This window comes from Blastococcus sp. SYSU D00695, assembly GCF_054050555.1.
Genome location: NZ_JBJGZP010000007.1, coordinates 86,277 through 107,206, shown reverse-complemented (window position 1 = coordinate 107,206; position 20,930 = coordinate 86,277). Strand labels below are relative to the sequence as shown.

General features: G+C 75.2%; 16 protein-coding genes and 1 pseudogene. 11 read left to right on the top strand and 6 right to left on the bottom strand.

All coding sequences use genetic code 11. The features are described from left to right. Positions 1-35: 35 nt before the first annotated feature. Positions 36-470, bottom strand: a complete 435-nt coding sequence (locus tag ACI781_RS07025; protein WP_456565360.1) for a VanZ family protein — start codon at positions 468-470, stop codon at positions 36-38. A gap of 269 nt (positions 471-739) precedes the next feature. Between ACI781_RS07025 and ACI781_RS07020 the strand changes: the two genes are divergently transcribed. The 6 genes and pseudogenes from ACI781_RS07020 to ACI781_RS06995 all read left to right on the top strand — a co-directional run bounded on the left by ACI781_RS07020 (position 740) and on the right by ACI781_RS06995 (position 9,717). Then, positions 740-1,621, top strand: coding sequence for a hypothetical protein (locus tag ACI781_RS07020; RefSeq protein WP_456565359.1), 882 nt, complete (start codon positions 740-742; stop codon positions 1,619-1,621). Between the two features lie 85 nt (positions 1,622-1,706). After that, positions 1,707-5,000: pseudogene (gene fdh, locus ACI781_RS07015) on the top strand (formate dehydrogenase). 13 nt (positions 5,001-5,013) lie between these two features. Next, positions 5,014-6,081, top strand: a complete 1,068-nt coding sequence (locus ACI781_RS07010; RefSeq protein WP_456565358.1) for a 4Fe-4S dicluster domain-containing protein — start codon at positions 5,014-5,016, stop codon at positions 6,079-6,081. Between the two features lie 160 nt (positions 6,082-6,241). After that, positions 6,242-7,162 (top strand): NrfD/PsrC family molybdoenzyme membrane anchor subunit, encoded by a 921-nt coding sequence (nrfD, locus tag ACI781_RS07005; protein WP_456565357.1) that lies wholly within the window; start codon positions 6,242-6,244, stop codon positions 7,160-7,162. 127 nt (positions 7,163-7,289) lie between these two features. Further along, complete coding sequence (locus ACI781_RS07000) at positions 7,290-9,449, top strand: acyltransferase family protein (protein ID WP_456565356.1); 2,160 nt, start codon at positions 7,290-7,292, stop codon at positions 9,447-9,449. A gap of 73 nt (positions 9,450-9,522) precedes the next feature. Beyond that, positions 9,523-9,717: a hypothetical protein gene (locus ACI781_RS06995; RefSeq protein ID WP_456565355.1), complete on the top strand. Its 195-nt coding sequence runs from the start codon at positions 9,523-9,525 to the stop codon at positions 9,715-9,717. Between the two features lie 60 nt (positions 9,718-9,777). On the opposite strand, the gene ACI781_RS06990 is transcribed toward ACI781_RS06995, so the two are convergent. Then, positions 9,778-10,248, bottom strand: coding sequence for a hypothetical protein (locus ACI781_RS06990; protein WP_456565354.1), 471 nt, complete (start codon positions 10,246-10,248; stop codon positions 9,778-9,780). 161 nt (positions 10,249-10,409) lie between these two features. Here ACI781_RS06990 and ACI781_RS06985 point away from each other — a divergent pair, with 161 nt between their 5' ends. Further along, complete coding sequence (locus ACI781_RS06985) at positions 10,410-11,024, top strand: hypothetical protein (protein ID WP_456565353.1); 615 nt, start codon at positions 10,410-10,412, stop codon at positions 11,022-11,024. Positions 11,025-11,052: 28 nt separating this feature from the next. On the opposite strand, the gene ACI781_RS06980 is transcribed toward ACI781_RS06985, so the two are convergent. From ACI781_RS06980 to ACI781_RS06965, 4 genes are all read right to left on the bottom strand, one after another. Further along, positions 11,053-12,291 carry a glycoside hydrolase family 3 N-terminal domain-containing protein gene (locus ACI781_RS06980; protein ID WP_456565352.1) on the bottom strand — a complete coding sequence of 413 codons (1,239 nt, stop codon included), beginning with the start codon at positions 12,289-12,291 and terminating at the stop codon, positions 11,053-11,055. Between the two features lie 426 nt (positions 12,292-12,717). After that, positions 12,718-14,034 carry a CDP-glycerol glycerophosphotransferase family protein gene (locus tag ACI781_RS06975; protein ID WP_456565351.1) on the bottom strand — a complete coding sequence of 439 codons (1,317 nt, stop codon included), beginning with the start codon at positions 14,032-14,034 and terminating at the stop codon, positions 12,718-12,720. A gap of 199 nt (positions 14,035-14,233) precedes the next feature. Beyond that, the gene (locus ACI781_RS06970) at positions 14,234-14,983 is read right to left on the bottom strand and encodes a heparin lyase I family protein (RefSeq protein ID WP_456565350.1); all 750 of its coding nucleotides are present in this window, start codon (positions 14,981-14,983) and stop codon (positions 14,234-14,236) included. Positions 14,984-15,489: 506 nt separating this feature from the next. Next, the gene (locus tag ACI781_RS06965; protein WP_456565349.1) at positions 15,490-16,326 is read right to left on the bottom strand and encodes a sulfotransferase family protein; all 837 of its coding nucleotides are present in this window, start codon (positions 16,324-16,326) and stop codon (positions 15,490-15,492) included. Between the two features lie 258 nt (positions 16,327-16,584). On the opposite strand from ACI781_RS06965, the gene ACI781_RS06960 reads away from it, so the two are divergent. The 4 genes from ACI781_RS06960 to ACI781_RS06945 all read left to right on the top strand — a co-directional run bounded on the left by ACI781_RS06960 (position 16,585) and on the right by ACI781_RS06945 (position 20,927). Beyond that, on the top strand, positions 16,585-17,838 hold the full coding sequence (locus ACI781_RS06960) for a lipopolysaccharide biosynthesis protein (RefSeq protein ID WP_456565348.1): 1,254 nt from the start codon (positions 16,585-16,587) through the stop codon (positions 17,836-17,838). A 43-nt stretch (positions 17,839-17,881) separates the two neighbouring features. Further along, positions 17,882-19,006 carry a glycosyltransferase family 4 protein gene (locus ACI781_RS06955; RefSeq protein ID WP_456565347.1) on the top strand — a complete coding sequence of 375 codons (1,125 nt, stop codon included), beginning with the start codon at positions 17,882-17,884 and terminating at the stop codon, positions 19,004-19,006. 116 nt (positions 19,007-19,122) lie between these two features. Further along, on the top strand, positions 19,123-20,016 hold the full coding sequence (locus tag ACI781_RS06950) for a sulfotransferase family protein (RefSeq protein ID WP_456565346.1): 894 nt from the start codon (positions 19,123-19,125) through the stop codon (positions 20,014-20,016). Next, on the top strand, positions 20,013-20,927 hold the full coding sequence (locus tag ACI781_RS06945) for a sulfotransferase (RefSeq protein WP_456565345.1): 915 nt from the start codon (positions 20,013-20,015) through the stop codon (positions 20,925-20,927). The genes ACI781_RS06950 and ACI781_RS06945 overlap by 4 nt, the downstream gene beginning before the upstream one ends. The last annotated feature ends 3 nt before the right edge of the window (positions 20,928-20,930 follow it).

The window sequence follows — 20,930 nt, the reverse complement described above, 5'->3', positions numbered from 1 at the left end:
GCGCCCCCGACAGGACCATCGGGGTTTCCCCTGGTTCAGCGACCGGCCGGACGCCCGCCCGGCGCCGCGGCGCGGGCGCGGCGGGCCAGCAGCCGCGACAGGACGACGTCCAGCCCCACGCCGATCGCCGCGCCCAGGGCGTTGGTGAGGACGTCCCGCGGCGTCGCGTCGCGGCTCGGGCCGATCCACTGGTACAGCTCCACGGCGGTGGAGAGGCCGACGCACAGCGCCCAGACCGCGACCCGCCGCACCCCGGGCAGCGACCGGCAGAGCAGGAAGGCGAGCGGCACGAACATCGCCACGTTCGCGACCGCCTCGATGTCCCCGACCGACAGCAGACCGCCGGTGAGTGAGCGCACCCCGCGCAGACCGGCGCGGAACAGACCCGCGGGCCGCTCGCCCAGAGTGACGACGGCTACACCGACGAGGTACAGGGCGAGCGCGATCCGCGCCGTCCGCACCACTGCCACGTACGCACCGTAGCCGCGGACGTGCCCGTGCCGGTACCTCCGGGTGCGCGGTCCACCGCGCCGGGACCCCTTGCCCCCCGGCGCCCCGATGACCGAGGGTGCGCCCTCCGCCTCGCGAGGACGGTGGGACCGGGGCAGCGGACGGCGAGGGCGAGGGGGACGGCGTGGCGGGCTGGCGGACGGCGGCGGTGTGCGCGGGGGTGCTCGCGGCGGCGGGACTCGCCGGGTGCGGATCGGGAGCGCCGTCCCTGCCGGAGGAGCCGCCGCACGTGGCGGTCGAGTCGCTCACCGAGGTGCAGCTGGACGGGCTGGGGCTGGGGGTCCTGACCTTCGAGGCCGAGGAGAACACGGCCTACCTGGCGTACGCCGTGGGCGCCACGGCCACCCTCGGCGAGCACGGTGACCTCGAGGCCGGCGTGGAGGAGGGGGCCTACAGCCTGCCCGACGACGAGGCGCGGATCGTCGTCCACGGGGAGCCCGGCGCCGAGGTGCTGGTGTCGCTGCAGCTGCTCGGCGGCGAGGACGTGCCGCTCGGCGGCGCGACCTCCGAGGAGCTCGTCGTCGGCGACTGCGCCAACCACTGGCTGTACACCGGCGGCGTGGACGAGCTGGCCGTCGTCCTCGGTGGGGACCTCGAGCGGCTCACCCACGGGCAGGGCTACCTGTACGACGACGACCCCGGGCTGCCGCAGCGCACCGACGCCGACGGGCACGAGGTGGTCTCGACGAAGGGCACGGACGGGTTCAGCTACCGGGTGTGCAACACCTCCGACGCGACGGCGACCTACGAGCTGCGCACCGAGGAGCACCTCGAGCCGGGGGAGACGCCGACGCCCCGCCCGTCCGTCGACGGGCAGCCGAGCGTCACCGGCACCCTGGCCCCGGGTCAGGTGGCCGTGCACCGCGTGTTCGTGCCGGCGGGCTACGTCGCCTCGGTGTCCGTGACGCCGGACGACGCCACCGACATCGAGTTCCGCACCTACAGCACGGGCGGCGGGTACGGGCACCTGACGAGCCACGGCCGGGGCGACGCGGAGTTCGTCGACGAGTACGGGGACGAGCCCGACGGCAGCACCGCGCTCCTGCTGGTCCGGCACGACCCGGACGCCCCCACCCCGCCGCAGGGCCGCTACACGATCCGCGTCGAGTGAACCGGGCAGACCGCGGTCCGGCACGGGACGGCGCGGCGTGGCGCTCGACCAGCCGGATCGCCCCGGCGGTGGCAGCATCGGGCGGGTGAAGACCTGGCTCGACGCCTGGCCGGTGTTCCGGCAGCTCACCGGCTCCGACCCCCTGGGCCGGGGGACGGCCGCGCGCAGCAGGGCCACGGAGGCGGTGGTCAGCCGTACCGCGACCGCCAACAGGGTCGCCCGGAGCGTCTGCCCGTACTGCGCGGTCGGCTGCGCGCAGAAGGTGTACGTGCAGGACGGGGCGATCACGCAGATCGAGGGCGACCCGGACTCGCCGGTGAACCGCGGGCGGCTGTGCCCCAAGGGCAGCGCCAGCAAGCAGCTGGTGACCAGCCCGACGCGGGTGACGGAGGTCCGCTACCGCCGTCCGTACGGGACGGAGTGGGAGGACCTCGACCTCGACACGGCGATGGAGATGATCGCCGACCGCGTGCTGGACGCCCGGCGCAAGGGCTGGCAGGACACCGACGGAGGCAAGCGCGTCAACCGGACCATGGGACTGGCGAGCCTCGGAGGAGCGACCCTCGACAACGAGGAGAACTACCTCATGAAGAAGCTCTACAGCGCCCTGGGCGCGATCCAGATCGAGAACCAGGCGCGCATATAGCACTCCTCCACGGTGCCCGGTCTGGGTGCCTCGTTCGGTCGTGGCGGTGCCACGAACTCCCTGGAGGACCTGGCGAACTCCGACTGCATCGTCATCGAGGGTTCGAACATGGCCGAGTGCCACCCGGTGGGTTTCCAGTGGGTGATGGAGGCCAAGGCCCGGGGCGCGAAGATCGTGCACATCGACCCGCGGTTCACCCGGACCAGCGCCGTCGCCGACCTGCACGTGCCGCTGCGGGTGGGCACCGACATCGCCTTCCTGGGCGGGCTGATCCGGTACGTGCTGGAGAACGACCTCTGGTTCCGCGAGTACGTCGTCGCCTACACCAACGCCGCGGCGCTGGTGAGCGAGGACTTCGTCGACACCGAGGACCTCGGCGGGCTGTTCTCCGGCTTCGACCCGGAGACCGGCCACTACGACGAGACCAGCTGGCAGTACGAGCCGGAGGAGCCGCCGCACTCGGGCTCCGACGACCCGGCCGGCGCCGCCGCGCAGGACGCCTCCGACGAGCACCCCGACGTCCGCAAGGCCGACCGCGCGCAGGCGGCCGGCAGCGGCGGGCCGCCGATCCCGGCCAAGCCGCGGCGCGACGAGACCCTGCAGCACCCGCGCACGGTGTTCCAGGTCCTGCGGCGGCACTTCGCCCGCTACACCCCGGAGATGGTCGCCGAGGTGTGCGGCATCGAGCCGGCGGTGTTCGAGCAGGTCGCGCGCTGGGTGACCGACAACAGCAACCGCGACCGGACGACGGCGTGGGTCTACTCGGTGGGCTGGACGCAGCACAGCGTCGGCGCGCAGTACATCCGCACCGCGTCGATCCTGCAGACCCTGCTGGGCAACATCGGCCGGCCCGGCGGCGGGATCATGGCGTTGCGCGGGCACGCGAGCATCCAGGGCTCCACGGACGTCCCCACGCTGTTCAACCTGCTGCCCGGCTACCTGCCGATGCCGCACGCGGTGCAGCACCAGACGCTGGACGACTACTGCGCCGACGCGGCCGGCAAGGCCGGGTTCTGGGGCAACAAGCGCGTCTACACCGTCAGCCTGCTCAAGGCGTGGTTCGGCGACGCCGCGCAGCCGGAGAACGACTTCCGGTTCGACTGGATCCCGAAGATCAACGGCGACCACAGCTCCTACCGGACGATCGCCGACATGATCGAGGGGAAGGTCTCCGGCTACTTCCTCGTCGGGGAGAACCCCACGGTCGGGCACCCCAACGGGCGGATGAACCGCTTCGGCCTGGCCAACCTCGACTGGCTGGTCGTCCGCGACCTGCAGCTGATCGAGTCGGCGACGTTCTGGCAGGAGGCGCCGGAGGTCGAGACCGGGGAGCTCGCGCCGGAGACGATCGGCACCGAGGTCTTCTTCCTGCCCGCCGCCTCGCACGTGGAGAAGGAGGGCACCTTCACCCAGACCCAGCGGATGCTGCAGTGGCGGGAGAAGGCGGTCGAGCCGCCGGGCGACGCCCGCAGCGACCTGTGGTTCTACTACCACCTGGGCCGGATCCTGCGGGAGCGGCTGGCGGGCTCTCCCGACCCGCGGGACCAGGCGCTGCTGCACATGACCTGGGACTACCCACTGCACGGGGAGATCCAGGACCCCGACGCCGAGGCGGTGCTGCGCGAGATCAACGGCACCGGGCCCGACGGCGCACCGCTGTCGACCTACCTGGACATGGCCGACGACGGGTCGACCACCGGCGGCTGCTGGATCTACACCGGCGTCTACGCCGACGGCGTGAACCAGGCGGCCCGGCGCAAGCCCCGCACCGAGCAGGGCGCGGTGGCGTCGGAGTGGGGCTGGGCGTGGCCGCTCAACCGCCGGCTGCTGTACAACCGCGCCTCGGCCGACCCCGACGGCAGGCCGTGGAGCGAGCGGAAGAAGTACGTGTACTGGGACGAGGCGGCCGGGGAGTGGACCGGCGCGGACGTCCCGGACTTCGAGAAGACCAAGCGTCCGGACCACGTGCCGCCGGAGGGGGCCAAGGCGCAGGACGCGCTGGCCGGCAACGACCCGTTCGTGATGCAGGGCGACGGCAAGGCGTGGCTGTTCGCGCCGGCCGGGCTGGTCGACGGGCCGCTGCCGACGCACTACGAGCCGGTGGAGTCCGTCGTCGAGAACGCCTTCTACGAGCAGCAGGCCAGCCCGACGGTGGAGCGGATCGAGGGCCCGTGGAACCGGGAGAACCCCTCGATGAGCGAGGTCTTCCCGTTCCAGGTGACCACCTACCGGCTCACCGAGCACCACACCGCCGGCGGGATGAGCCGCACGCTGCCCTACCTGGCCGAGCTGCAGCCGGAGTTCTTCGTCGAGGTGTCCCCGGAGCTCGCGGCGCTGCGCGGGCTCACCCACGGCGACTACGCCACGCTGGTCAGCACCCGGACGGCGATCGAGGCGAAGGTGCTGGTCACCGAGCGGATCCGGCCGATCCGGCTGCGCGGCGGGCAGGTCGTGCACCAGATCGGCATGCCCTACCACTGGGCCTACAGCGGCCTGTCCACCGGCGACTCGGCCAACGACCTGCTGGGCATCGCGCTGGACGCGAACACCCACATCCAGGAGGACAAGGTCAGCACCGCCGACATCGTCCCGGGCCGGCGCCCGCGCGGGTTCGAGCTGATCGAGTTCGTGGAGGCCTACCGGCGCAGGGCCGGGGTGGGGTCCGGGCGGGTCGGCGTCAACGGCCGCGCCCCGGTGGAGTCCTCGACCGGTGCCGGGGAGACCGGCTCATGACGGAGGAGCGGGCATGACCTCGATCAGCTCGGCGAGCCCGGCGTTCACCGGCCGTGACCCGCACAACCGGCTGTTCGGGCCGCTGCCCGACGTCGCCGCCGAGGCTGGCTACGACGAGGGGCACCCGGCCCGCGTCGGGTTCTTCACCGACACCTCGGTCTGCATCGGCTGCAAGGCCTGCGAGGTCGCCTGCAAGGAGTGGAACACGCTCCCGATGGACGACGCGCACGGCACCCGCGACGCCATGGGCCTGTCCGGGATGTCGTACGACAACACCGGACAGCTGGGCGCCAACAGCTGGCGGCACGTGGCGTTCGTCGAGCAGGTGCGCACCGTCGACCTGCCGATGCCCACCGTCGGGCGGCCCGGCGACGACCGGCGCGGCACCGGACCCGCGCCGGCGGCGCTCGACCACCCCGACGCGCAGGCGCACGCCCAGGCCAGCGTGCTCAACGCCGAGGCGCTCAGCGAGTTCGACCCGCAGACCGGGCAGAGCGGCGGCGACATGCAGGTGCGGTGGCTGATGAGCTCCGACGTCTGCAAGCACTGCACGCACGCCGGCTGCCTGGACGTCTGCCCGACCGGGGCGCTGTTCCGCACCGAGTTCGGCACCGTCGTCGTCCAGGGCGACATCTGCAACGGCTGCGGCTACTGCGTGCCCGCCTGCCCGTACGGGGTGATCGACCGGCGGGAGGACGACGGCCGGGTCTTCAAGTGCACGATGTGCTACGACCGGCTCACCGACGGGCTGATGCCGGCCTGCGCCACCGCGTGCCCCACCCAGTCGATCCAGTTCGGCGACCTCGACGAGCTGCAGGCGCGCGCCGACGCCCGGCTGGCCACGCTGCAGGCCCAGGGCGTGGAGACCGCCCGGCTGTACGGCCGCGACGAGGGCGACGGCGTCGGCGGCAACGGCGCGTTCTTCCTGCTGCTCGACGAGCCGGAGGTCTACGGCCTGCCGCCGGACCCGGTGGTCACCACCCGGGACCTGCCGGCGATGTGGCGGGCCGCGGGGAAGGCGGCGCTGATGATCGTCGGGACGGCGGTCGGTGCCGTGCTGAGCTCGCGGCGGCCCCGGTGAGGGCCCCCGCGCGCGCGGTGCCGGCGGAGGGGGTCCGGTGACCGAGGGGATCGCGACCCCGGGCGGGGGCTGGCGCCGGGGCGACGGCCCGCCGGCGGCGGACCGGGGCACGAGGCGCCGTCGCACGGGGGGACGGCGGGGCGGCCGCGGCGAGCAGCCGATGGTGGACGACGTCGAGTTCACCTCCTACTACGGCCGGCCGATCATCAAGCCGCCCGTGTGGAAGAGCCCCGAGGTGCCGCTGTACCTCTTCGCCGGCGGCGCGGCGGGCTCCGCGGCGGTGCTGGGCGCGCTGGGGGAGTTCACCGGCCGCCCGGTGCTGACCCGGTCGGCGCACCTGTTCGCCGGCGGCGGGGCGCTGGCGTCCGTGGGCCTGCTCGTCGTCGACCTGGGCCGCCCCGCGCGCTTCCTGCACATGCTGCGGGTGTTCAAGCCGACGTCGCCGCTGTCGGTGGGCACGTACATCCTGTCGCCGTTCAGCGGGCTGGCCGTCGCGACCGCGGGGCTGCACCTGCTCGGCCGGTGGCCGGGGCTGCGCCGCCTGGCCGCCGTCGGGTCGGCCGTGTTCGCCGGGCCGCTGGCCACCTACACCGGCGTCCTGCTGGCCAACACCGCCGTCCCCTCCTGGCACGCGGCCGGCACCCAGCTGCCCTACGTGTTCGGGGCGTCGGGGATGGCGGCCGGCGGCGGCATCACGATGGCGCTGTCGCCGGTGGCCGAGGCCGCGCCCGCGCGCCGGCTGGCGGTGGCCGGGGCGGCGGTCGAGCTGGCGGTGATGCACCGGGTCGAGTCCGACCACGGCATCGTCAGCGAGCCCTACCACGAGGGCCGGGCCGGCCGGCTGCTCCGCGCGGCCAGGGCGTGCACGGCCGCCGGCGCCGCGGTCACGGTGCTCGCCGGGCGGCGGCGGGCCGCGGCGGTCGTCGCGGGCGCGCTGCTGGCCGCCGGGTCGGCGCTCACCCGGTTCGGCGTCTACGAGGCCGGCATGGCCAGCGCGCGGGACCCGAAGTACACCGTCGTCCCCCAGCGGGAGCGGTTGGCCGCGCGGCAGCAGGAGCACGCCTCCACCGTCACCCGCTGAGGTCGCGGGCCGGGCCCGAGGCCGCCCGGTCACCCTCCGGGGCGACGGTGCCGGTCGCTCTCCGTGCGTATCGTGCGAGGGCGACCGCGTTCCGGCGACACACGACACCACGGGGGTCCCCGCGCCGATGGCGACACGCACCGCCGCGTCCCCTCCGGCCGGCGGTCCGCAGCCACGGACCGCGGACCTGCCGGACCTGCCGCCGGACGGGTCCTCGCACGTGCGCGGCGACATCGAAGGGCTGCGCGCGATCGCCGTGCTGCTGGTCATCGGCGACCACCTGCTCGGCTGGCCGCACGGCGGGTTCGTCGGGGTCGACGTCTTCTTCGTGATCTCCGGTTTCCTGATCACCGGGCTGCTGCTGCGCGAGCACCAGCGGCACCGCCGGATCTCCTTCGCGGACTTCTACCGCCGGCGGGTGCGGCGCATCCTGCCGGCGTCGGTGCTGGTCCTCGCGGTCACCACGATCGCCGCGAACGTCGTGTTCTTCGGCAGCCGCGCGCGCGAGACCCAGGACGACGCCCTGTGGTCGCTGCTGTTCGCCGGCAACTGGCGCTTCGCCGTCAACGGCACCGACTACCTGCACGCCGACGGGCCGGTCTCCCCGCTGCAGCACTTCTGGTCGCTGGGGGTGGAGGAGCAGTTCTACCTCGTGTGGCCGGCGTTGCTGGCCGTCGTCCTGGCCCTGGCCGGCTGGCAGCGGCGGCACCGGCGGAAGCGGCGCCGCGGCCCGTTCGCCGTGATGGCCGTGCTGGTGGCCGCGGGCCTGGCCTGGGCGCTGCACGAGACGGTCACCGCGCCGACCTGGGCCTACTTCTCCACGTCCTCCCGCGCCTGGGAGCTGGGCCTGGGGGCGCTGCTGGCGATCGCCGCGCCGCTGGCCGGGCGCATCCCCGCCGCGCTGCGGCCGGCCCTCGGCTGGGCCGGCGTGGCCGGGATCGCGGCCGCGGCCCTGCTGCTGGACCGGGGGGCGACGTTCCCGGCGCCCGGCGCGCTGCTGCCGGTGCTGGCCACCGCCGCCGTGATCGCCGCCGGCACCGGCGGGGACTCCCGCCTGCGCCCGCTGTGCGGCACGTCCGCGCGGTACCTGGGGGCGCTGTCGTACTCGCTGTACCTGTGGCACTTCCCGGTGGTCGTGGTCCTCGGCGCGCTGATGCCGTCCGGGGTGCCCTACGTGCTGGTCTCCCTCGCCCTCACCGCCGCGGCCTCGGTCGCCTCCTACCACCTCGTGGAGCAGCCCGTCCGCCGCTCGGACTGGCTGCGGCCGGGCGCGCCGCCGTCCCCGCGCCGCCGGCGGGCCAACCGGTGGGTGGCGGTGGCGGCCGCCTCCGCGCTGGCCGCGGTGCTGGTGGCCGGCCAGGCCACCGGGGCCGGCTGGCCGTGGGAGCGCACCGCCGACGCCGGGACGCCGGCCGCGGCCCCGGCCCCGGCCGGCCCCGACCTGGACTCCGAGATCACCGAGGCCCTCGCCGCCGACGCGTGGCCGCAGCTGCAGCCGAGTCTCGACGAGCTGGGCGACCGGGCGTGGGCTCCGGAGTGGATCGAGGACGACTGCCTCAACGTCCTCGACGACGCCGACGTCGCCCGCTGCCGCTACGGCGACCCGGAGGCACGGCGCACCGCCGTCGTCCTGGGCGACTCGATCGCGATCAGCTGGATGCCGGGCATCCGCGGCGCGCTGGAGGACGCCGGCTGGGCCGTGCAGAGCCTGACGTCGGGGCAGTGCCCGCAGGTCCCGGTGCGGGTGCGCGCGGCGACCGGCATCCCCGGGTTCGCCGACTCCTGCGCCGAGCACCAGCAGTGGGCGATGGAGCAGGTCCAGCGGCTGCAGCCGGACCTGGTGGTCGTCAGCGCCGCCGGCAACTCCGCGCGCCGGCTGGAGTCCGGCGCCACCGGGGACGCGGCGCTGGCCGAGTGGCGGGCCGGGTACGCGGACATGCTGACCGGCCTGGACGCGGCGACCGACCGGGTCGTCGTCCTCGGGCCGCCACCGGAGGGCGCGGACCTGCAGGAGTGCGCGACCCGGTTCAACACCCCGCGCGACTGCGTCAGCTCCCCGCAGCCGGGCTACGACGACCTGGTCCGCGCCGAGCGCGAGGCCGTGGAGGGCTTCTCCGGGGAGCGGCTGACGGCCGGCTACGTGGACGTGTCGCCGTGGTTCTGCGACCCGGCCGGGCGCTGCCCGTCATTCGTCGGGACGACGCCGGTGTTCGCCGACGGCGGCCACCCCGCGGGGGCCTACACGCGACGGCTGGCCCCGCTGCTCGCCCGCGCGGTCCTCGGCTAGCGGCCCGGCGCATCCGCCGGGGGCCGCGCCCGCGAAGACCGGGGGGAGTTCGTGACCGGCGGAGGGGGGCGGGATGGGGGTCCTCGTGCTGGCGGTGCCGGCGCTGCTGGTCGTCGTCCTCGGCTACGCCGTCGGGTACGCGGTCGCCGGCTGGCTGGGTGCCGCGCCGCCCGCCGCGGAGGGGGTCGGCTGGGGGACGGGGCTGGTGCTGCTGGTCGCCGTGGTGGTCGCCGCGCTGCGGTGGCGGCGGCGCCGGCGGCCGCGGTGAGGGGCGCCCCCGCGCGCGGGGGCGACGCCCGGCGTCCGCGCCGTTGCGGACGGCGGCGCGTCAGCGGGTGCCGGCGTAGCGGATGGTGGTGAGGGCGCCCAGGGAGCGAGCGGTGCGCAGGCTCAGGGTGGCGCGGCGCAGCAGTTCCGCCGGGGCGACGCCGGGATCGAGCGCGGCGACGCCGGCGGCGGCGGACAGGGCCGGGCCCCCGGCCGCGGCGACGGCGGTGACGAGGCGGCCGGCGGTGCGCTCGGCGGCGCCCGCGCCGACGAGGACGGCGAACTCCGCGGAGCTCGCGCGGCCCAGCCAGTCCTCGCCGCGGATGGTGCCGGCGACCGCCGCGGTGACGGCGGTGAGGGTGGCGGCCGGCAGCGGCCAGCTGTCGTCGCGGCGGAGGAGGCCGACGAGGAGCAGATCGGCGGGGGTGCCCGCGCGGGCGGCGAGCTCGGCGAGGACGTCGGCGGGGCCCGGGAGGAGGGCGGGCAGGCCGGCGTCCGGAGCGACGTCGACCGGGTCGTGCGCAATGGTCATGGGGAGGGGATCGGCGCGCCCTGGCCGGCGCGGGAGCCGCTGAAACGTGCCGTCCCCCCAAGGGGGTGGGCGCGCGGTCGGGCTCCCGGGGCGGGCGCGGTCCGGGTGGCACCCTCGGCCGAGGGCGGAGGACCGCCCGGCCGGGCGACGGAGCGGGGACCATGGACGAGCAGCGCGACGGCCGGCCGGAGCAGGGTGGGACCCCGGGCCAGGACCCGGCGGGTCCCGGCTCCGAGGGGCCCGGCTCCGCGACGTACGGCTCCGCGGCGTACGGGTCCGCCGCGTACGGGTACGAGGCGACGGCCCCGGGCCAGGCGACCCCCGGCTACGGGGCCCCCGGCTACGCGGCGCTGGGGTACGGGGCGCCGGGGTACGGGGCGCAGCCGGCCGTCGACCCCTACACCGGCCGGCCGCTGAACGCCTGGTCCTCCCCGGTGCCGCCGTACGGGCCGCCGGGCTACGGCGCGCCGTATCCCGGCCCGCACCCCTACGGCGGGCCCTACGCGCCGCCGGCGCAGGCGCCGGGCACCGGCATGGGCATCGCCGGCTTCGTCACCGGGCTGCTGGGCTTCCTGCTGTGCTGGGTGCCGCTGGTGGGCATCGTCTGCGCCACCTGCGGGATCGCCTTCGGGGCGGTCGGGATGAGCCAGCTCGAGCGGGTCGGCGGCAACACGGGCCTGGCGATCACCGGTCTCGTGCTCGGCATCGTCGGCGCGCTCCTGTTCGTGCTCTTCCTCGTCGTGTGGACCGACGCGGGCCGCGGCCCCTACTACTGAGCCCGCCCGCTCGGGTCCGGCCGCCTGCTCAGCCCAGCAGCCCGCGGCCGGCCTTGGCCAGCAGCGCCGTCCGCACGGCGGCGTCGACCTGCGCGGAGAACGCCGGGTCGGTCCCGGCGCGGTCGACGACCGCGTCGATCATCGCCGGCAGCACCGCGGGGTCCACGGTGAGCACGAGCGTGCCCCCGGCGGCCAGGAAGCGGACGGCGCGGTCGCCGGGCGGCACGTCCTGCACGGCCGCGGCGGCGCCCAGGTCGTCGGAGATCACCACGCCGTCGAACCCCAGCTGCCCGCGCAGCAGGTCGGTGACGACGACGGGCGAGAACGCCGCGGGCGCCGTCGGGTCGATCAGCGCGTAGGTGGCCGAGCTGGTCATCACGAACGGCTCGGCCGAGGAGGCGGCGAGGGTGCCGAAGGCGGCGACCTGCTCGTCGCCGGCGGTGGTGACGCGGTCGGTGACCCCGGTGCTGTCGTCGGTGTTGCCGAGCACGCGCCCCAGCCCCGGGAAGTGCTTCACGGTGCCGGTCACGCCGTGCGCGGCCAGCCCGTCGAGGACGGCGCCGGCGGCGGGGACGACGGCCGCGGCGGTGCTCCCGTACTGCCGGCCGAACGCGCCGATCGGCTCGTTGCCGTCCTCGGTGCCGGCGGGGACCACGTCGGCGACGGGGGCGAGGTCGAGCGTGATGCCCGCCGAGCCCAGTGCGGCGCCGAGCCCGCCGGCGAGCGCGGCGAGCTGGTCCGGCGGCAGCGCGCCCTGCTCGACGGCGGGTGGCAGCCGGTCGAAGCCGGGCCCGCGCAGCGTCTGCACCGCGCCGCCCTCCTGGTCGACGGCGACCCAGGGCCTCGGGCCGGTGGTCAGCGTGGCCCACCCCGCGGTGGTGGCGGCCAGGTCGGGCGCGGCGAGCGTGCTGCGGCCGGCGAGGAAGACGCCGCCGACGCGGGTGTCGGCGATCAGCTCCGCGGCGGGGGAGAGGTCGGCCAGCGGAACGCCGACGACGAACAGCTGGGCCACCTGCTGCCGCCGGTCCAGCCCGGCCAGCACCTCCTCGACCCGAGCCCGCGCCGCGGCCTGCGGGTCGGGCGGCGTGGTGGGGGAGGGCGACGCGACGGCCGACGACTCGTCGGCCGGGGAGCTGCCGCCGGTGCCGCCGGTCGCGCCGCCGGAGCCGCCGCAGGCGGCGAGGACCAGCACCAGGGCCAGGCTCAGCGCGACCGCGAGCCGACGCAGCGACGCCGACCGGCGGCGTGGGCCTCCGCGGGTGAGCACGGAGACCACTGTGCACGAGGGAGCCGAGGCCGCCGGAGGCGCCGCGCCGACCGTCGACCCGGCGCGGGGACCGGTCGCCCGGCGGCGGCCCGGTTGCGGTTCGTCCCACCGGTCACGGACCCCTGGCCCGACGGCCGGGCGCTCACTAGGTTCCGCCGTGTCGCGGATTGGGGGCTGACGGTGACGAACGCGGTGAGGCGGGGGACGACGACGGCGCGGCGCTGCCTCGCCGTCGGTCTGTGGCTGGTCGCGGCGGCCGCCGCGGCCGTGGTCGGGCTCGACCCCGACGGCCTGCTGCGCACCTGACCGCAGGCGCCCGCGGACTCCCGGCTCCCCGGCACGAGCCGGTGGCCCGGTCCGCGCTGGACGGCTGAGCGACACCCGGGCGGCCGCTCCCGGAGCTGACGGCGCGGACGCCGACGGACGTCAGGGCCTGCGCGGAGGACGCCGGGGGAGGCGACGCGTCGTCCCCGGTCGCTGCAGCGCCGGATCGCTCAGCAGCGCGGTGGCGAAGGACTCCGGCCGCACCGCGGGGTCCTCGAGCCCGAGGGCGCTGCGGACCGCGGTGCGCGCCTGCGGGCGCCAGTCGTCCCCCCGCGCCACCGCCTGGAGGAAGGGGCGGACGTCGTGGACCCGCTCCACGGTGAGGTCCTTCGCCACCTCGGTCATGAGGGGTCTGCTGAGTCCTCGGCCCTCCCGGTAGTCGGCGAGGTCGGGGCAGAACAGCAGGAGGGGGCGGTCCACGTCGAGGTACTCCACCCACACGCTGGAGTAGTCGCTGATCATGCCCGCGGCGGACCCGATGAACTGGTACAGGGTCATCCCGCTGTCGAACACCTGCTCGGTCGTCACGACGCGGAGGCCGTCGCGCTCGAACCGGTCGGCGTCCAGTGGATGGGGCTTCACGACGATCTCGACCCCGACCGACGCGGCGAGGCGGGCGAGGCCGCTGACCGGGTCGAGCCCGTGGCCGCCCGCGCGCTGCTCGGACAGGTCCGGGGCGTCCCGCCACGCCTGTCCGGAGCTCCCGTTGGACGACCGGTAGGTCGGCATCCACAGCACGTAGGACCCCTGCCGCAGGCCGAGCCGCTCCCACGCCTGGGCGTGCGATGGCCGCCGCATGTTGACCTGCCGGGGGTTGCCGGTCCGGAGCAGCCGGGCGTCCGGCGCGCCCAGCGCCCGCGCCGCGGCCCCCGCCCACACCGGCGTGTTGCAGGTCATGACGGTGGAGCGGATCCGCAGCGCGAAGGAGGAGTTGCTCGTGGCCTTCGGCCCGAAACCGTGCCACAGGTTCACCACGGTCTTGTGCCTCGTCAGGTCCGGAGCCCCGTAGAGACCGTGGGTGAACAGCAGCACGCGCGCCCGGCTGGCTCGGAGCAGGCCCAGGAGCGACCGCTTGCGCACGATGTCGATGGGCAGGTCCCGGTCGGCCGCCAGGGCGAGGTACCGCCGGGCCCGCTCCGGGCGCCGGGCGAGGAGGGTGACCCGGAAGGACCCGGTCCCCGCCAACGCCGCTGCGGCGACGAGGCTGTTCTCCTCGAAGTCCGGCGTCCCCCACACGCAGACCCGGTCGGGCGAGGTGGGGGGCAGGCTGAGGACGTGGTGCGCGGCCTTGACCAGGCGGTGCACGAGCGCCTTCCGGGCGGAGCCGAGGGTCAGGGGACGCCGGCCGGTGCGCGTCGGGCGCAGGCTGCTCCCGGGACCAGCGCTGGACACCGCGTGCCCGCGGAGCCGGACGTCCATCCGTGGCCCCCCGTCGGCCGTCGTTCGGCTGATCATGCCCGTTCTGGGCACGGGCGCAAGGGTGGGACGCACGGCCGCCCCCGGGTGGACCGACCACCGGCGCGACGAGCGCCCCCGGTCCGGGGACCGGGGGCGCTCGCCGGGACCGCGCGTCAGCGGTGGCGACGCGCGCCGCGCCGACGACGTGCCGCCGTGCGGGTCAGTTCGGCAGCGGCTTGGGGTTGCTGACCCGGTCGAGCAGGCTCGTCCGGCCGACCTCGATGTTCGCGAACTCGAAGGTCGTGGTCAGGCTGGAGGCGCCGCGGTACTGCCCCTGCGCGAAGTGGGGCCCGACGGTGTCGTTGTAACCCATGGGGATGCGACCGCTGTCGTACTTCTGCGTCCCGTTGAGCCAGAACGTCACCCGGCCGTTGCCGAAGGGGTCGAAGACGAGTCGCACGACGACGTCCTCCCACGTGTTGGCGGGGAACCACGGCATCGAGAAGCGGACGACCGGCGCGACCTGGGTGGTCGTGTTGACGCGCGTGTCCGACCGGGTCAGCAGCTGCAGCCGACCGTTGGACTGCTGCATGAGGAACGCCGGCGGCTTGCCCGAGCGCTCGCCGCTCTCCGGCGCCGCGTGGAACTGGCTCATGGTGACCCAGCTCTTGGGCATCTGGCCCGTCTGCCGGAAGGAGTACGAGAACCAGATGTTGGTGTCGAACGGGTAGTCGGTCTGCCCGATCTGCTCGCAGCGCTGGCGGCCGTCCGAGTACTTGGCGTCGAGTGCGGCGATGTCGCCCGCGCGCAGCTCGTGACGACGGACGGTCGCGCCGTTGGGAGCCGTCGTCTGGCGGTAGGAGTACGGGTCGTCGGCACACCGCAGGCGGTAGCTCTCCCCGGCGACGGCGACTCCCGTGCCGCTCAGCAGGTTGATCGCAGCGATGATCATCGCGAGGACGATGGTCATGGCACTGCGGCGGGCCAGTGACCTGGTAATATGCCGCTCACGCGGACGCCCTTCCCGGAAGGTGCTCCTGTCGGGGGCGAGGTCGTTCGGCAACGATTGTTCTCCGAGTTCTCAGGATTGGTGCGCCGCCCCGTCGAGTCAAGGGCGGCCGGTCGGACCTCCACGCCCCCCGTGGCGTGGAACCGGCGCACGGATCAGCACGCCGGAACGGTCATGCGATCCGTCGACGAGCGCCGGCGGGCGTCAGCGAGCAGCCGACGTCCGCGATGCACCGCAGCGATCCGCGGGCCTGGCTGTGCCCGCGTCGCTGTCGCTCATCGCAGCGGTGTCATGAACTCGACCGAGCTGATGATCACCTGCGGTATTCACTTGGTGACTCGCTGACGTCCCAGTCACCGTACCCGGGGGTCTTCGGGATGACGAAAGTCTGTGACTGATGAGACAGCGGGGACCGTGCCCGCGCCGGGCCCGCTCGCGGGGGCGCCGGTGATCCGGAGCGCCGGCGGTCAGTAACCGAACGCGCGGGCGGTCTCCGCCACGCGGGGCAGGACCGACTCGACCTGTGCCGCCACCAGCGCTCGTCGAGCGCCGTCGCTCGGGATCGTGGACGTCGTGCGGCTCCGCGGTGGCCGGGCGAGGTGCTCGGCGATGTCCGGCGTCATCTCCAGACCCAGGTGCCGGGCCAGGCCACCCACGACCGACACGGGGTCCCGCACCAGCTCCTCGTACCGGACCAGTGGGCCGCCGGCCCCGGACCGGCGGAACGCGAGGATCGCCTCGGCGTGCTGCTGCCAGCTCCACGCGCAGATCTCCGGCAGGCTCCAGCCGAGGGTCGAGCGCCAGCCGGGCGGCGCGGCGTACGTCCAGTGCGGCAGCGCGGACCCGGACGCCCGCACGTAGCGCGTCAGCGGGGGCTTGGCGAAGCGTTCCTCCGGCCAGCTGGTGATCATGCTCGCGAGGTTGGTGCGCGGATCCCGGACGAGGAAGACGAACGAGGCGTCCGGGAACATCTCCGCCAGCAGGTCGAGGCGGAAGGCGTTGGACACCGTCTTGTCGAGGTAGCGCATCCGGGGCCGGCGGAGCAGCCGCACCAGCCGGTCCCGGCGAGCAGCCACCGGGGAGGTGAGCGCGCTGTACGCGTAGAGCAGCGCCTTGACCTCGAGACGCCGCCGGCCGGAGAACTCGGCGGGGTCGATCCGGTCGGACACGGTCGCCCGCTGGTCGTAGGGCAGCACCCGGCGCCAGATGAAGGTGCCCTCGCGATGGGTGAACGCGGTCAGCTCGCCGAACCGGGCGAGGCACTCGAAGAGCAGCGTCGACCCCGAGCGGGGCGGGGCGATCACGAACACGGGACGTTCGATCCGCCACGGGAGGCGGAGGGCGCGGCCCGGCGGCGCGGGGCCTCCCGGAGCGCCTGCAGGCATGGCGCGGACCATACGCAGGACCCGGTGTCGCCGGTCGGGTTCCCGTCGTCGCCGCTCACGGACGACGGGTCGCCGGCCACGGAGCCCCGCCGGGCGGCTCTATGCTCCCAGCCCACCGGTGCACGCGGACGTCCTGGGGGCGGGGTGCGGTCTCTCGTTCGACGACTCGTGAGACCGATGCAGGTCGCTCTGGTCCGCCTCGTCGGCTCCGTCCTCCAGCTGGTGCTGAGCATCGTCCTGGCACACCTGGCGGGCACCGCCGTCCTCGGCCGGTTCCTGGTCTTCGTCGCGATCGTGAACCTGTGTGCGGCCATCGGGGCCGGGGTGCCGAACCTGATGCTGCGGCACGCGAGCGGTGGCGGCGCCGGCAGCCCGCCGCAGGTGGGCTGGCTCTGGCGGCACGGTTTCGAGCTCGCGCTGGTGTGCCTGCTCGCGGCCGTGGCGTTCGGGTCCGGGGGCGACCTCCTGCTGCGGGACGTCGCGGTGGCTGTCGCGGGGCTGCTCGCCCAGCGGATCTCGAGCGCGGTCCTGAAGGCGGGCGGCCGGCCCGACCTCGGGGTCCTCCTGGACACGGCCAGCCATCCGTTCGTGGTCCTCGTGACCGCCCTGGTGCTGCACGCGGCGACGGGCCTCGTGACGCTCGAGGCCCTGCGGCTGTCCTACATCGCGGCGATCTGGGGCGCCACCGTCCTCGCCGTCGTCGGGACCGCACGCGGCCGGAACTCCATCGGGACCGCCTGGTCGGCTCCCTGGCGGACGCCGTGGTCGATGTACGCGGAGATCCTGGCGGTGTCCCTGGGGGCCGTCGCGAACGTGGTGACGTCGAACGCGCCGCTCGCCCTGGCGCCGCTGTTCCTGAGCGCCGAGGAGACGGGCCAGCTCGGCCTCGCGCTGAGGGTGGCCGGGTTCGCCACCACGATCCTGGTGTCGCTGTCGGCGTACTTCGGCCCCGCCTTCGCACGCGCGCGGACCGCCGGGGAGCTCCGGGAGCTCCGTCGCCGCTCGCAGTTCGCCTGCGTCGCGTTCTACGCCCCCGTGCTCCTCGGGGTGCTGCTGTTCCCGGCGAGCTGGCTGGAGCACGTCAGCGCGGACCTCGGGCCGGTGAAGGGCCTGGTGGTGCTGCTGTCCCTCGGCTTCTCGGTCAACGCCGCCACGGGGCTGGCCCCGACCCTGCTGCTCATGCGTGGGTGGTCGACCGCGTTCTCGCTCACCAGCACCGTGACCGCGGCGCTCACCGTCGTGGCGCTGGTGGTCGGCGGCTCCCTGGCCGGGAGCGCGGGGATGGCGGTGGGGTCGTCCGGGGTGATGGCCGTGACGAGTGCCTGGATCTTCCTCGTCTCCTCCCGGCGGCTGGACGGGATGGCCGAGGAGGGCGCCGTCGCACCGGTGGCGCGGTCGCCGGCCGCCCCTCGGGCGGCCGAGGCCCAGTAGGGTGACCGCCTCGTGCGGTCGACCTCCGGAAGGGGGAACGGACGTGTGCAGCACCCGAGCCCCGGGAGCGGTCGCGGTCGCCCCCTCGATGGTCCGCGCCGCGCCGGCCCGGGTGCCGACGGGACCGGGACCCGTCGTGGTCCACCTGGGCGACTCACCCGAGAGCGATCTCGGCGGCATCTCCCGGGTGGTCCGCACCCACCTGTCGCGGGACCTGGGCGCCCTCCGGTTGGTCGGCCTCCCGAGCTACGACCCCCGTGCCTCGACGCAGGTCGGACGCCAGGCGCCGGCGGTGGTCGCGCTCGTCCGGCTGATCCGCACGGGGTGGGTCCGCCGGCGGCCGGCCGTGCTCCACGTCCACGTGTCCAACGGCTTGTCCCCGGTGCGCGAGGGCGGGCTGGCCCTGCTCGGCCGGCTGCTCGGCTGGCGGGTCTGCGCCACGTGGCACTCCAGCTCGGCCCTCGCCCGGCGGACGGCCGCCGGCCGGCTCGCGCTGTGGGCGGCGTTCGCCCCGGCGCACGTCGTCCACGTCCTGTCCGACGCGCACGCCGCCGTCGCCCCCGTCCGCGCGGGACGTCTCGTGGTCATCCCCAACGACGTGCCGGCCCCGGCGACCGTCCCGTCCATGGACGCGCGCCGACCGGCGGTGGTCTTCGCGGGGGAGGTGGGTTCCCGGAAGGGGGCCGACGTCCTGCTGGCCGCGTGGCGTGACCTGGACCGGCAGGTGGCCGCCGGCTGGACCCTGCACGTCTTCGGGCGGGTGACGGCCCCGATGCGCGAGGCGGTCGACCAGGTGGACGACTCGGTCGAGGTCCACGGGGTCACACCGGGAGCCGTGGTCCGCGAGACGCTCCTGTCCTCGGCCGTCGCGGTGCTGCCGTCCCGGGCCGAGGCGCTGCCGATGTTCGTGCTGGAGGCCATGGCCGCCGGCACCGCCGTCGTCGCGAGCGACGTCGGTGCGGTCGCCTCCGTCCTCGGGGACTCGGCCGGCGTCCTCGTCGAGGCGGGCAGTCGCCCCGCGCTCGTGACGGCCCTCACCGAGGTCATGACGTCGCCGGAGTTGCGGGAGCGGCTCGCCGGGGCAGCGCTGGCACGCGTGCGGAGCACCTACGCCGAACCCGTCGTGACCGCGCGCTGGGCCGAGTTGTACCGACGGTTGCTGAGGTGAGGGGAGCACATGCTCGGACAGATGGTCGCCCGACGGTCCCCGCGCCGCGTACCGGCACACCCTCCCCGGCTGCCCGGGACCCGGCCGTGAGGCGGTCCCGTCGACGAGGTGGACCGGTGCACCTGCCCAACGCCGTCATCGCCGGGGTGAACAAGGCGGGCACGACCTCGCTCTTCCACGCCCTCGCGAGCCATCCCGACGTCGCCTGCTCCACGGTGAAGGAGACCCACTTCTTCGACCCCGTGAAGTACGGGGAACCCCTGCCTCCCCTCCAGGACTACGCGAGGTACTTCCCCGACCCGCGGCACCGCCCGGTGCTCCTCGAGGCGACCCCCGGGTACTTCTACGGCGGGGAGGCCATGGCGCGGGTCGTGGGCACCTCGCTGCCCGACGCCCGGGTCGTGGTGGTGCTCAGGGAGCCCGGTGAACGGGCCTTCTCGTGGTGGCGGTTCTGCCGCGCCGGCCTGACCCTGGACCCGGACATCCCCTTCCCCGAGTACCTGCGGCGGTGCGAGCGTCTGGGGACGTCGCCGGAGTCCTCCCGCGACATGGTCGGGTGGCGGGGCCTCAGCGGGGGCCTGTACTCCCACTACCTGCCGCACTGGCGGGCGCACTTCGACGACCGCCTGCTGGTCCTCTTCCACGACGACCTCCGCCGGGACCCGGACGCCGTGCTGGCCAGGGTCTGCCGACACCTCGGGATACCGCCCTTGACCTCGACCCCGCAGCGGCAGGACAACGTCACCACCGACGTCTCGAACAGGGCGCTGCAGCGGGTCGCGCTCGAGGTGAACCGGGCCGGCGAGCAGATGTGGCGGACGGCTCCGCGGCTCAAGAGCGCCCTGCGCCGGGCGTACTACGGGATCAACGCCCGCAGGCAGCAGGACCGGCTCGAGCCGGCGGACCGGGCCTGGCTGGCGCGGTACTTCCAGGAGGACCTGGCTGCGCTGCGCGGCATGCTGGACGGCGACGGCGAGCGGCGGCTCCCCTCGTGGCTGGAGGAGGCGTGACGGTGGCGCCGGACTTCATCGTGGCCGGGGCGATGCGCGCCGGCACGACCGCGCTGGCCGCTGCCCTGGCGGAGCACCCCGCGGTGTTCATGTGCAGCCCGAAGGAACCCAACTACTTCGCCGTCCAGCGAGGCGCCCTGGACTTCCGGGGTCCGGGTGACCAGGGGTTCGCGCGCGAGAACGTGGCGGACTGGGCGGCGTACCAGGACCTCTTCGCGGCCGCGGGGACGCGGGCGCGGGGTGAGGCCTCGGCGATGTACCTGACCCTGCCCGGCGTCGCGAGCGCGATCCACCGGCGACGCCCCGACGTGCGGGTCGTGCTGATCCTGCGGGACCCGGTCGAGCGCGCCTACTCGGCCTGGCAGTACCAGCGCAGCAAGGGGCGCGAACCCCTGCACGACGTCCGGGACGGCCTCGCGGCCGAGGAGCGGCGGCGGCGGGAGGGCTACGGGCCGATGTGGTGGTACGTCGGTGCGGGCCGCTACCAGCACGGGCTGCAGGAGTACCTCGAGACCTTCCCCGCCGAGCAGCTGCACGTGCTGACGACCGAGGCGCTGCGCGCGGACGCCGCCGGCGCGATGTCCGGCGTGTACGCCTTCCTCGGACTGGACGGTGCCGGCTTCTCGCCGTCGGTCCTGGCCGGGGAGGTCAACGCCTCCGGCGTCCCGCGGCTGGACCTGCTCACCCGGGTGCTGTGGGCCCCGCAGCGCCTCCGGGCACCGCTGTCCCGCGTCGCACCGCCCGCCGTCCGCCAGCTGGTCCGGCGGGCGCGGGCGGCCTCCCTGGACCGGACCGGCGAGCTGCCTCCCGACGTCCGCGGCAGCCTCCGCGAGCAGCTCGCGGACGTGGCGCCCGCGGTGGCGCGGCTCACCGGGCTGGACACGACCGGCTGGCAGGTGCCCGCCGGCTGATCC